Annotated in this window: 10 protein-coding genes; 6 read left to right on the top strand and 4 right to left on the bottom strand. The window is 62.6% G+C overall.

Annotated elements, in window-relative coordinates:
* Positions 1–214: 214 nt before the first annotated feature.
* Together moaA and GL4_RS03985 are read left to right on the top strand one after the other, a co-directional pair.
* Positions 215–1219: a GTP 3',8-cyclase MoaA gene (gene moaA / locus GL4_RS03990; protein ID WP_045364817.1), complete on the top strand. Its 1005-nt coding sequence runs from the start codon at positions 215–217 to the stop codon at positions 1217–1219.
* Positions 1220–1424: 205 nt separating this feature from the next.
* On the top strand, positions 1425–3380 hold the full coding sequence (locus GL4_RS03985; protein ID WP_052464099.1) for a putative bifunctional diguanylate cyclase/phosphodiesterase: 1956 nt from the start codon (positions 1425–1427) through the stop codon (positions 3378–3380).
* A gap of 62 nt (positions 3381–3442) precedes the next feature.
* Here GL4_RS03985 and asnB read toward each other — a convergent pair whose 3' ends face one another.
* Both asnB and apbC read right to left on the bottom strand, forming a co-directional pair.
* Positions 3443–5440, bottom strand: coding sequence for an asparagine synthase (glutamine-hydrolyzing) (asnB, locus tag GL4_RS03980; protein WP_045364814.1), 1998 nt, complete (start codon positions 5438–5440; stop codon positions 3443–3445).
* A gap of 114 nt (positions 5441–5554) precedes the next feature.
* On the bottom strand, positions 5555–6751 hold the full coding sequence (gene apbC, locus GL4_RS03975) for an iron-sulfur cluster carrier protein ApbC (RefSeq protein WP_045364811.1): 1197 nt from the start codon (positions 6749–6751) through the stop codon (positions 5555–5557).
* A gap of 532 nt (positions 6752–7283) precedes the next feature.
* Here apbC and GL4_RS03970 point away from each other — a divergent pair.
* The 4 genes from GL4_RS03970 to GL4_RS03955 all read left to right on the top strand — a co-directional run bounded on the left by GL4_RS03970 (position 7284) and on the right by GL4_RS03955 (position 10138).
* Complete coding sequence (locus GL4_RS03970) at positions 7284–7850, top strand: hypothetical protein (protein ID WP_045364810.1); 567 nt, start codon at positions 7284–7286, stop codon at positions 7848–7850.
* A 72-nt stretch (positions 7851–7922) separates the two neighbouring features.
* Complete coding sequence (locus tag GL4_RS03965; RefSeq protein ID WP_172653288.1) at positions 7923–8339, top strand: Ivy family c-type lysozyme inhibitor; 417 nt, start codon at positions 7923–7925, stop codon at positions 8337–8339.
* 23 nt (positions 8340–8362) lie between these two features.
* A complete protein-coding gene (locus GL4_RS03960; RefSeq protein WP_045369381.1) occupies positions 8363–9361 on the top strand; it encodes a zinc-dependent alcohol dehydrogenase family protein in 999 nt (332 codons plus the stop codon).
* Between the two features lie 102 nt (positions 9362–9463).
* Positions 9464–10138 (top strand): response regulator, encoded by a 675-nt coding sequence (locus tag GL4_RS03955; RefSeq protein WP_052464097.1) that lies wholly within the window; start codon positions 9464–9466, stop codon positions 10136–10138.
* Between the two features lie 37 nt (positions 10139–10175).
* Here the strand turns inward: GL4_RS03955 and GL4_RS03950 are convergent, their stop codons facing one another.
* Both GL4_RS03950 and GL4_RS03945 read right to left on the bottom strand, forming a co-directional pair.
* Complete coding sequence (locus tag GL4_RS03950) at positions 10176–11522, bottom strand: ATP-binding response regulator (RefSeq protein WP_342016318.1); 1347 nt, start codon at positions 11520–11522, stop codon at positions 10176–10178.
* Positions 11522–12685, bottom strand: coding sequence for an FIST N-terminal domain-containing protein (locus tag GL4_RS03945; protein WP_045364805.1), 1164 nt, complete (start codon positions 12683–12685; stop codon positions 11522–11524). The genes GL4_RS03950 and GL4_RS03945 overlap by 1 nt, the downstream gene beginning before the upstream one ends.
* Positions 12686–13022: the final 337 nt, after the last annotated feature.

Below are 13022 nucleotides of genomic sequence, written 5' to 3'. Positions count from 1 at the left end.
TATCACGTCGCTCTCCGACGGCCCTGGGCGCTATTGAAAGGCTGCAAATTCAATATACTCTAGATGATCCTGCCCCATCGAGGCGGAAGTTTGGGGTCGCGTGATATGCTATGTCTCACGCGGCTTTGCGTGGCTCACTGCACGCGCCCTAATGGAATTATAGGCGCGAATCAACGTGCCGACTTGCGAGGAACAGGCTCGAAGAGACGCCTTTATGAGTGATTATCAGTCCAACCTGGTCGACCCGTTTGGCCGCGCCATCAGTTACTTGCGCGTATCGGTGACCGATCGCTGCGACTTCCGCTGCACCTATTGCATGGCGGAAGACATGACTTTCCTGCCGCGCAAGGACTTGCTGACGCTTGAAGAAATCGATCGGCTCGCCAGCGCCTTCGTGACGCGCGGCGTGCGGAAATTGCGGCTCACGGGTGGAGAGCCGCTGGTGCGGCGCAATGTCATGAGCCTGATCGAATCCCTGTCGCGGCATCTGGGCAGCGGACTCGACGAGTTGACGCTTACCACGAACGGCAGTCAGCTCTACCGCTTCGCCGACCAGTTGGCTGAACACGGGGTCGAGCGGATCAATGTTTCCCTGGACACGCTCGATCCGGCCAAGTTCCGCGTCCTGACGCGCTGGGGCGATTTTCACCAAGTCATGCGCGGCATCGACCGTGCCGTCCGTGCTGGGCTCAAGATCAAGATCAACGCCGTGGCCTTGCGCGACGTCAACGAGGACGAGTTCGAAGACTTGCTGCGGTGGGCTCATGGTCGGGGCTTCGACCTGACCTTGATCGAGACCATGCCCCTTGGAGAGATCGGCACCGACCGTACAGACCAATATTTGCCGCTCTCTCTTGTGCGGACCCGGCTGGCGCAGCACTTCACCCTGGACGACCTTCCCGACCGAACAGGCGGCCCGGCTCGCTACGTGCGCGTTCGAGAAACGGGGGGTCGTCTCGGCTTCATTACGCCGATGACCCACAATTTTTGCGAATCGTGCAACAGGGTCCGGGTGACCTGCACCGGCACGCTCTACATGTGCCTCGGCCAAGAGGACGCTGCCGATCTCAGGGCGCCCATGCGCGCCAGCAGCAACGACGACTTGCTGCATGCGGCCATCGAGGAAGCCATCGCTCGGAAGCCAAAGGGGCACGATTTCGTCATCGATCGGGACACCACGCCCTCCGTGCCTCGATTCATGTCGGCGACCGGCGGCTAACTGCGAACGCGCTTAAGAAGGCGTTTAATCCTCGGAAAACCGGGGAATTTTGTCACGAGCACTACGGATTCTGCTCAAAATCGCGCCACTCGCGCGAGAAAACTACTTTAGTTCCCTCCGCTTACGTCGTTTCTTAACCTCCTGAGGCCAAATTTTGCCGTAAGTTGAACAGAGCAGATCGAACGACTTCCGTCGCAGTGGCACCATGCGCCTTCAAGAACTGTTGAAAGAATACTGGCACTGGCTCGGGTTGACCTCGTTCGCCATAGCGATTGCGCTGGCCGCACTGGTGGCTCCGAATCGCATTAGCCTGCTCGAACTGGAACGCGAGGCTTTCTCGGCCGAGGACCGAATCCGCGAGGCGGTCTTGTCCGATCCGCAGGTTGTCCTGCAGGCGATGACGGTTCCCGGCGGCGGCGCGCAGTTGGCGGACGTTTTCACGGAAGCCGGATACGGACGGCGCGTGCTGCGTTACGAGCTGTACGACTCTAAAGGCGACGTGATCTACACGAGCGGCCGTGCCGATCTTCGGCTGGACGAGTCGGCGATCGCCGCAGCCATCAATCCGAATATGAATGGCGCTACGATCGGTCTGTACGGCACGGATGACCGCACCAAGCCGTCGCACTTCGCACGCCTGCACATCCCCATCAGCCTCCGCGGCAAAGTGCATGGCTCGGTGGAGGTCTATTTGGACCAGACCGAGCAAGCCGGCGTCCTATCCAGCTATTTCGGCGTCGTCGCGCTCGCCATTCTCGGTCTCGTCAGCGCAGGGATCGCGATCCCCCTTCTCCTGGCCTGGAGCCGAGGCCGTGCGCAGCGCCGCGCCAGCGAAGAAGTCCGGTACTTACAAGAGCACGACGCGCTGACCGGTCTTGCGAACCGGGCCACGCTTACTGATCGTCTCGACCATGCCCTTGAGCGGACGAAATCCGACCAAAAGCACTTGGCGCTTATCAGCCTCGACATCGACCGCTTCCAGGAACTCAACGAATCTTTGGAGGGCCACGGCGGCGACCGCGTCCTCCATGATTTCGGAAGCCGCATCCAGCACCTCGCGCGGGACACCGATATCGTTGCACGCATCGACGGCGACGAGTTCGCGATCGCTTTGACCGACATCGCAGCGCTCAGCGATGTGATGGCCTTCATGCACCGCTTGGGCACTGCTTTGGCTCAGCCGTTCCACGTCAGCAACCGCGAGGTCGTCCTGGCTACCAGCGTCGGAATCGCGCTGGCGCCCGCCGATGGCGATACGTCCGACGTCCTGCTGCGGCACGCGGCAATCGCCCTCTCACGGGCAAAGGCCGATGGCGGGCAACGCGTTTGCTTCTACGAAGAAAGCATGGACCAGGCCCTTCAGCGGCGCCACACTATCGAACAAGACCTGCGGCACGCGCTGAGGCGCAACGAGTTCGAGATCGTCTACCAGCCCCAGTACGATTTGAAGAGCGAGATGCCGTGCGGGTCGGAAGCGCTGATCCGTTGGCGCCACCCCGACCATGGGCTCATTTCGCCGGGCCATTTCATTCCCATTGCTGAAGAGACCGGGCTCATCGTTCCAATCGGCGAGTGGGTGCTGCGCCAGGCCTGCGCCGACGCTACCCAATGGCCCGAGCACCTGACGGTCGCGGTAAATCTCTCTCCGGCGCAATTCCGCGTCGGCGACATCACCGAAACGGTGGCCGATGTCCTTCATCAAACGGGTTTGCCCGCGAGAAGACTGGAACTGGAGATCACGGAAAGCCTTCTGATCAACGACACCGAAGAGGTTTTGGCAAAGCTGAACCGGCTCCGTTCGCTGGGTGTCAGGATCGCCATGGACGATTTCGGCACCGGCTATTCGAGCTTGAGCTATCTCGCGCGGTTCCCGTTCTCCAAAATCAAGATCGACCAGCAGTTCGTTCGCAACATGACCCGCGACCCGGCCATGCGCGCCATCGTGAAATCGGTCGTTGCCCTCGGGAAGTCGCTGCGTATCGCCGTTACGGCGGAAGGCGTCGAGACGCCCGAGCAAGCCCGCATGCTGCGGCGCTTCGGCTGTCCGCAAGTTCAGGGCTTCCTGTACGGCCGGCCAGAGACCGCCGAGGTTCACGCCCAGGGCGCGCTGAAGGCGACCGCCAAGGTTTCGCCGCTTCCCAAGCGCCACAGCGCTGCCTAGCAGCCGGACACTGGCGGCCAGCGCCAAAGGCGGCAGCAATTCCCAGTTCGTGAAAATAGGCGCTATGCGGAAACAGCCGCTTCGAGCGGGGCCTCTTCCTGCGGCTCGGCCGGTGCGTAGGCCGGCAGACTGCAAAGCCCCCCGCCGAGATAGACATGGTGCCAAAGCTGTGTGGCGACGACGCCGCCGAGACCGAGGCTGTAGAACCTGCCGAGACTGCGGCTCGATCCCTCCTCGGCCACCATGGCGCAATCCCGCCGCACCTGCTCGACATCGAAATAGCCCGTCTGTTTCAGGCTCTCCTCGCTGATGAGTTCGCGCACGAATTGCGGCGCGTGCACGAGAAAACTGTCCGCCAGCGGCGCCTGGAACATGTGCTTTCGACGCTGCGCGATATTCTTCGGCAAGATCCGCTCCGCGGCCTGTCTGAGCAGGAACTTGTCGCGCATGCGCCGGCGCAGTTTCCACCGTGGACTGAGTTGCGACATGAAACCAATGACGTCCTCGTCCAGGAAGGGGTAGCGGGTCTCCACGCTGTTGGCCATTGCGATGCGGTCGCCCTTCTGCGTGAGAAGCAGCCCCGCGAGGTGCACCTTGTAGCCAAAGTAGAGCGACCGGTTGAGCGGATGCCAACGCGCCATGCGCTCAAGGTCCAGATCGAAATCCTCATACGCGACGTGACCGCCGAGCTCTTCCTTGAAGCCTGCGCTGAAATAGCGGTCTCGCGACGTCGACACGAGGCTGTACATGACCGATTGGGCGTGCGGTCCACCGACAAGCGCATCGATATGCTTGAGCTCCTCGGAGCTCTGCTTCGCACCGATTTTGCGGACGGCCCGGCTGAGCACGGTAGTCGGCGTGAAGGCGTCGCCGTAGTCAAGCAGGCGTGCCATCTCGCGCATCTTGAACCAGATGTAACCGGCAAAGCCTTCGTCGGCACCCTCACCCGTCAAGACAACCTTGTAACCCTGGGAACGGACTTCGCGCGACAACGCCAACAGCGCGGCACATGACGTGTCGAGAACGGGGCACTCCGCAGCGCGGGTCAGGGCCTCGTATGAGTCCATGATGAGGTTGGAGCAGGCATGCACGACGGTCGGATGCGCGCCGATCGCTTCGGCTGCCTCCATCGCCTCGTCAACCTCATCGAGCCCTTCCTTGGGAATGCGAAGCGTGAAGCTCGGAAGAGGACGGCCGGCAACGCGCGCCGCCGTCGCCATGACGAAGGCCGAATCCACGCCGCCGCTCAGATAACCGACGACGGGCACGTCCGCGCGCAGCCGGATATCGACCGCGCGTTCGAACACAGACTGGAAGGTATCGGTGAGCTGGCCCACGTCGCCGTCCAGTTCGTCGCCCCAATCGGGGAAATCGAAATCCCAGTATTTGCGCTCGACGGGGCTCGCCACCCCGACGCCACTTGGCAGGTCGATCCGCAGATAGTGCCCCGGCCCAAGCGACTGAACGCCCTTGAATGCGGTGCGACTCGAACCCATCGCAAAGAACGTGAAGAGATGGTCCAAACCCCGGGGATCGGCTTCCGGCCGAACGGCGCCGGAGGCGATGAGCGCCTTGATCTCGGATGCGAAATAGATCGTGTCGCCCTGACGCGACCAGAATAACGGACAGATGCCGACGCGGTCCCGGCCGAGCAGGACGACACCGCGCGCGAGATCCACGATCGCGAACGCGAACTGTCCTTTTAGATAGGGGAACAGATCCTCGCCATGCTCCTCATAAAGATGGACCAGAATCTCGCTGTCGCTATGGGTCCGAAACACGTGCCCCTTCGCCTCGAGATCGGCTCGGCGCTCCGGGTATTCGAAGAATTCGCCATTGCAGATCACGGCGATGCTACGGTCTTCGTTGTAGATCGGCTGCCGCCCGTCCTCGAGCCCGACGATGCTCAAGCGACGCTGCGCCAATCCCACGCCTGGCGCGGACAAAAATCCCTCGTCCTCGGGCCCTCGATGGACGAGGGCGTCCGCCATCCGTTGCAGCATGCCCCGATCTGGTAGTCGCTTGCCTGCTAGGTCGATCGATCCGGCAATGCCACACATACGCAATCATTCCTTTTGCGGCGCGGCGCCCGTTCGGAAGCGCTCACGCCAAATAGAGGCAAGCGCGCCGACGGCGGCTTCCCCACGTGTTGAACCTTACGGCGCCGCGTGCGGCTAGTTCTCCATTACGATCTTCGGTGCAGGCCGGGCATCGCTCGACGCGCGCTCAATCTCGGCCCACGCCGTCCGGGCGATATCGCGGTACGCCTTGGACACTTCGCTGTCTGGATCGCTCGCAACCACCGGCTCTCCGCTGTCGGATGTTTCCCGAACCGCCATTGTGAGAGGCACCTCGCCCAGGAAGGGGACGCCTAGCTTTTTGGCTTCCTCTTTAGCGCCGCCATGGCCGAAAATATCCGACCGGCCGCCGCAATGGGGGCAGATGAAAGTGGACATATTCTCAACGATGCCGAGTACGGGCACGTTGACCTTCGTGAACATGTTGAGGCCTTTGCGCGCGTCGATCAGCGCAAGATCCTGCGGGGTGGACACGATCACGGCCCCGGCGAGCGGTACCTGCTGCGCCATGGTGAGCTGTGCATCGCCCGTGCCGGGCGGCATGTCGACCACGAGGACATCGAGCTCGCCCCAGGCAACGTCCTTCAGCATCTGGGAAATGGCCGAAATCACCATCGGGCCGCGCCAAATCATGGGCGTCTCTTCATCGACCAGGAACCCCATGGACATGACCTTGACGCCATGGCGCCGCATCGGGTCGAGCTTATTTCCCGCCAACTGCTGCGGCTGACCGCTGAGCCCCAACAGGCGCGGCAGCGACGGCCCATAGATGTCCGCATCGAGAATGCCGACCTTCAACCCCTGGTCTTTCAGCGCCAGTGCGATGTTGACGGCTGTCGTGGACTTGCCAACGCCGCCCTTGCCTGACGCGACGGCGATGATCCTTCGAATGCCCGGAATGCCGCCTCCACTTTGGCGTGGCGGCTGGGACGCGGCAGGCGTTTTCGCGCTTGCCGGGGTTGGCGCCGCTGTCGGGGCAGGCGCGGGTCGAGGCGCGGCGCGCGACGTCGAGACCGGGCTCTTTTCCGCGCTGCCCGGCTCGCGATCCGCCGTCAAAGTCACCATGGCGCTCGTGACGCCCGGCAGCCCTTCGACGACCGTCGCGGCGGCTTGCCGGAGCCCTTCGAGTTCCGTGGCCCGGGCCGGATCCACCGAGATCGCAAAGTAGACCTTGCCCTTGTTGATGACGACCTCGGAGACAAGACCGAGCGAGACAATATTGTCAGACAGATCAGGACCTTTGACGCCTTTCAGCGCGGCCAGGATTTGGTCTTTTGTGAGTGTTTCCGTCATTTTCCGTGTTTTGGTGTCGTACCCTTCGCCGGAATGTAGTGAGGAAGGCACCGCAGTGCAAAATTTCAAACGCCCTTCCGGTAAACGGGGCGCCGAGGGAGGCCCCGAGCGGGCCGGCCCGCTTTCCGTTATGCCCAGCGGGTAACCGCATGGTCTGCCAGTTTTATTGGGAAAGAAAAAGCCCGGCGTTGCCGCCGGGCTTTCGGGCTTGGGGAGAGCCATCGGCCAAGCGGAGCTTGGGTTCGGGTAGGGTGCGCACACCGCCGGCCGGTATGGTGAACGTGCGGACCGGAAAATGGTTCCGGTCCCCGGCACCAATTTCCCCCGAAAATCGCCTCCTCCTCCCCTCAAAAAGAAACACTCATCAAGCCTTCTTTAACCAGCCCGGCTGCATCCTCATTACCAAGGGTTGCGATGCAGAGGCAGCCTGCGCAGCAGCAAAACCGATGGGGGACATATGCGCGTTGTGGCCGGACGGAACGGGACGAACTGCCGGGGTCAACATTCCCTGCAAGACGAGCTGGAGTGCCATGTGAACGCTCTAACGCGGTTGACCGAACAGGCCCTCAATATGGAAATCGACCCGCCGGTCTGTACCCTCGTCATCCGCTCGGCCAAATCGGCGCCGGCCCGGGCACTCGTACAGGCCCGGGATGCGCTGGCTGCGGCCGGCGTTACGGTCAAAATCATCCTGACCAAGGTTGACCCCGAGCCGGATCTGCATGCCCTTTTTGCGGCGCTTTCGGCGCTCCTGCCCGATGCCGATCTCGACGATCATGTGCGCTGGGCGCGCGATCCGCGGCTCATGGATGCCCACGAGCAAGCCGTTTACGGACCTGAGCTTTGCTGGACCGGGGATGCGGTCCGCCGCGATGCGGACAAGCGGAACCGGCTCGTTCTGTTCGACAACGCGCCGGCCGCACTCCTGCGTGGCGCTCACGCCTTCAAGGCGTTGTGGGCCGCGTCCGACCGGATTCCCGCCCATCTGCTGAATATCCACGCGGCGGCCGGATCACTCGCGGCAGAAGCCTGCGCGAAGGACGCACCGCTTGCGGCCGTGGACCGGCCCGTGGAAGGCTGGCCTCTCCTGAGGCACTAGGACGCGCTGTTATAATAACGTCATCCTTTGGTGCGAGCCGTTCGCCCTTCATAATGGATGACGGAGTACCCGATGCGCCTTTCTATCTTGCTGGCCCTGCTGCTGTCGTTAAGTTCGCCTGCGCTCGCGCAAGACGCGGCCGAACCGGCTGGGCCCGTCCTCGGAGACCTCCTCACGAACCCGGCCTATTTCAACTCCTGGCAGACCCTAATCGGCGGCGAAAGAACGCCTGACTGGCTGGCGGAGTACACCAAGACCCTGGATGGTCCTCCGGTGCCCAGTATTCCCGTCACCGTCGACAATCAAACCTACTCCCTGGCTTTCACGTGCAAGCCGAACGAGTGCGAGCAGTTCCAGATCTTCGTCCTCTTCGCCCCGGATGGAAGCCAGGCATGGGCACTGATGGGGTCCCCTCTGACTGGCGTTACCTGGCTCGGCGAGCCTGACGAACGCATTCGAGCGGCCATCACCGCGGCATTACAGAAATAGTAGAAGGCGCCATGACCGACACAATGGCAGCGATGCTTCTGGAACGGGCCGGCCAGCCGCTCCGTTCCACGACGCTGCCGGTTCCCACGCCGGGCCGTGGACAAATTCTGCTGAAAGTCCTGGCCTGCGGTGTCTGCCGGACGGACCTGCACATCTACGACGGCGAACTCGACCATCCGAAGCTCCCCCTCGTGCTTGGCCACGAGATCGTCGGCCGGGTCGAAGCCGTCGGTCCCGAAACCTCCGGCTTCGAGGTGGGCATGCGTGTCGGCGTACCCTGGCTTGGCTATACGGACGGCACCTGCCGCTACTGCCGAGAGGGACATGAGAACCTCTGCGACGAGCCGAAGTTCACGGGTTACCAGATCGATGGGGGCTATGCGGCCTACACGGTGGCCGACGAGCGCTACTGCTTTGCGATACCGGACGGCTATTCCGATGCGGAGGCCGCGCCGCTCCTGTGCGCCGGCCTTATCGGCTACCGCTCATTTAAAATGGCCGAGGACGCCCTTCAGGGCGAAACCAAGCGCCTCGGCATCTACGGATTCGGCGCGGCGGCGCATATCGTGGCCCAGGTGGCGCGATATCAAGGCTGCTCCGTCTACGCCTTTACGAGCCCGGGCGACACCCAGGCTCAAGATTTCGCCCGGTCCCTCGGCGCCGTTTGGGCTGGCGGGTCCGATGAAAAGGCGCCCGACGAACTCGATGCGGCGCTCATATTCGCCCCGGTGGGCCCGCTCATCCCCGCCGCGTTGAAGGCGCTTCGCAAGGGCGGCGTCGTCGTCTGCGGCGGCATCCATATGAGCGAAATTCCAGCCTTCTCTTACGATATCCTATGGGAAGAACGCGAAATTCGCTCGGTCGCGAACCTGACGCGGGACGATGCGCGCGAGTTTCTTGCGCTGGCGCCCGAAGTTCCGGTACGGACGACGGTTGTGCCGATGAAACTCTCCGAGGCGAACGAAGCGCTGACGCGTCTGCGCGAAGGGGCCCTTACGGGCGCCGCGGTCCTTATTCCTTGAGCAGGAATTGTACGCGGTTGGGCCTTACGACTTTTTGAGAATTGCGGCACACTAGCGATCGGGGGTTCCGTAGAGAGCCCATCAACCGAACGGCCGCAGACGATGACAAAGATCCTGATCGTTGACGATCATCCTATGTTTCGCGAGGCCTTGCGCAGCGCCGTGAAGTTCTCGCGCGACGATGCCGAAATTCTCGAAGCTGGCAGTATTGACGCCGCCCATGAGATCATCCGGGACGACCCGGGCATCGAAATCGTGCTGCTGGACCTTTCCCTGCCCGGAACGACTGGCTTCGACGGCCTCATGCTCCTGCGCTCGGCATTTCCAAGAACGCCGATCATGATCGTTTCCGGTCTCGACGATCCCAAAATCGTCCAGGAAGCCATCCGGCTCGGCGCCGCGGGCTTCGTGCCGAAATCGGTCGACAAGGCCACGCTGGCCCAGGGCCTCTCGGAAGTCTTGAGCGGCTCAGTCTTCGTACCGCCGGAACTGGACCAGAACGCCCAAGGGCCGCGGGCTGCCTCGCGTGCGAGCGATATTGCCGATCTCGTGGCCAACCTTACGCCGGCGCAAATGCGCGTTCTTCAGCTCATTCGCCATGGCCAGCTCAACAAGCAAATTGCCTACGAGCTCGGCGTGAGCGAGACGACGGTCAAAGCTCATGTCTCTGAGATTCTGCGAAAATTGAACGTGGTGAGCCGCACCCAGGCCGTGATCAAGACCTCACAGCTCGACTTCGAGGCGATCGCAGGCGACGAAGGGGCGCCCAGCAGCTAAGCCTTCGGCGCGCCGTACGTCCCCAAAAGATGGGTCATCAAGGCACGAACTCCGCGGGCCGGGTGGGCTTGCGGAGAAGTTCGCAGTTGGCTGCCGATACATCGGCCGCGACCTCGGGGCTCCAATCGCCGGTCACCACGACCGCCGGGAAATCCGCGCCGAACCGATCGCGCAAGGCCTTCACGGCATCGACGCCCGTCCGGCCCTCGTCGAGATGATAATCAACGAGGGCAATATCCGGCGGGCGGCCGAGGTCGGCCAGGGCCTGTTCCACCTCGTCGAGACGGGATCCGGCCAGCGTCTTGCACGACCAATTGGTCAGCAGCCGGACCGTCGCATCGAGAACATCCCGGTCGTTCTCGATTAGGACAACGGCTGCACCGCGCGTAATCTCCGGGCTGGTACGCTCCGTCGGCTGACGATCTGGAAGAGACGTCGCGACGCTGGCACAGTCCAGCGTGAGCCGGAAGGTCGACCCCCATCCGGGCCTCGACCTCACCTCGAGGGTGTGCCCCAACGCCTGGACGGTGCGCTGCACGATCGAAAGACCGAGACCGAGGCCCGCGTGGTCGCTCTTGGCCGCGGCGGCGCCTCGATAGAACTCTTCGAACATCGTCTCGAGTTCCACCTCCGAGATACCGCAGCCGGTGTCCACGACGTCGATCAAGCACTTCTCGCCGTGCTTCCGTGCACCGATAAGAACACCGCCCTTTGACGTGTAACGCACGGCATTTGAGATGAGGTTCTGCAGCACGCGTTGCAGGAGCAAGGGATCGCTCTGCACCAGCAGTCCCGAGCGCCGGACCTTGAGTTTCAAAGCCTTCGCTTCCGCCTGCGGCATGAAGCTGGCCTCGAGTACGTCGAGCACCTCGTCGAGGGCGAACGACTGGATCTCCGGAGTGACGACCCCGGCGTCGAGCTTCGAAATATCGAGCAGCGTCTTGATCAAGTCCTCGATCGTTTGCAGAGACTGATCGACCCGGCCTGCCAACTGCCGCGTGTCGTCGCTCTCCTGCAAATCGGCGAGAACCGAAATGGTCAGCCGCGCCGCGTTCAACGGCTGCAGAAGGTCATGACTTGCAGCGGCCAGGAAGCGCGTCTTGCTGAGATTGGCCCGTTCGGCCTCGTCCTTCGCCTCGACAAGCGCCTCGTTCGAGCATTCGAGCCGGCGCAGGACCGCGGTTAGCTCTTCCGTCCGGGAACGGACCTTCGCATCGAGGCCAATCGCGGTTTGAAACAGGGAGAAGGCATTGCCCTGCTGATCCATCGAGCGCTCGACGCGATCCATCAGGACGGCGTTGATCTTGGCGAGCTTCTCGACGCGCCGCTCCAGCCCCTCCTCATCAAAGCCACTCGAGGAATTTTCGAGATCGTCGCGTTGCATCAATTGGCCCCGTTCGTCCCGATCGCAACGCCCGTGAAGGTCTGGTTGAGATGCATCGCGTTGTACTGCTCGCCATAGGTATGGAAACCGACCACATGATAACGGCGGTAAAGGTCGCTGACCTTATGCCTGACCTGCCGGTTTTCGGCATCGAGCCGGCGGAGCACGCATTCGAACCCCAGGACGAAATCGACGCCCCCAACCTCTTCGTCCAGCCGTTCCAGCTCGGTCTCCATCGACTTAACCATGTCTCTCGGCTCGGCGACGGTCAGCACCACCCCATCGTCGATGGCGCAAAAGAAGGACAAGGAGCCGTCGTCGTTCATGCGCTGAATGGAGCGGCAATAATAGTCTCCGCCAACGCGCACGACCACGGGATGGGCCGCGAAACTCATGGGCGCCAAGGAAGACGGCTCGAGTCCCACCGAATTTGCGTATTCCAAGGCCGCCGGCTCGGCGTTGAGCTCGTAGACGGTTCTCGTGGTCGTGTCGGAGGCCGTAACGACGAGCTTCGTGTCGGTCGGCTCGAAATGATCGCAGCAGAAACTCCGCACCGGGTGCTCGGTCTCGACGAGAAGCAACAGCGCGGCGCCTCTATGCACGCGCCCATCATGCAGCAGGCTCGTGCCCGAAAGCGTCAAGCCATCCCCCGCCGAGCCGCCGACCAGGGGCACGTCGCCGAGCGCCCACGCGATGGCCGACACGATGGCCTCCTCGCACCGGGACAGCCCGTCGATGAGCGAGATGGCGAACAGGTTGGGGTGGCGCTCGCCGGTCTCCTTGTCGAGGCGCGCGCGCAACGCCTGCACGACCTCGGAGGCACGGTCCACGCTCAAGGAACGGACCTCGGGAATGACGCAACTGACGAAGCGGAAGCCCGACGTCGGGAAAGCCACCACAAGGACACTGCGCTCGCTGAAGCCATCGGACGTGATCTCTCCGGACGTACTGCAGCCAGCAACCGGGACGCCGGGAAAAGTCTCGGACAGGGCGGCGATCAGCCCCTCGGCCTCGTAGGGCTGAGAGAAGAACACCAGCAGCTGCCCGATATCGGACGGGTCCACAACACCGGCGATCTCGGCAACCGCCGTTTCCGGGGTACCGGCACAGGTCCAGGCCGTCTGGACGCCACAAGCCCGACGTTCTGCATGCGCTCTGGGCACAGCACGTTTCCTCCATCGCCCCTGGCACGCCCGGTTCGATCCATCCTGGTTCACGCCAGCGATTTCCGGGTCTGTTGCCGCGCCAAGCAGCGCTATGCGACCAAAGTACAATACCCGTACGGAGAAGCAATCAATGGAGTGTCATATTCCGGCGGCATTGCAAATGCGTAGTAACGCAACCGCAAATACGGAGCTTGGACGTCGCACGGGTGGACGGGCTGTTCAGCCCTTTCTTGAGCCCGCATTGCTCCAAAAGTAGAATTCTACCTTTGCAGAAAGTCGACTAGTCTACCCGGTAACCTATCGAGCGTAACGGGCCGCACCCGAGAACCGGTGA

Origin of the sequence: Methyloceanibacter caenitepidi (genome assembly GCF_000828475.1) — a bacterium.
GTDB lineage: Bacteria > Pseudomonadota > Alphaproteobacteria > Rhizobiales > Methyloligellaceae > Methyloceanibacter > Methyloceanibacter caenitepidi.
Note: the sequence above shows the minus strand (reverse complement) of the source record. Positions and strands in the feature narration are given on the sequence as shown.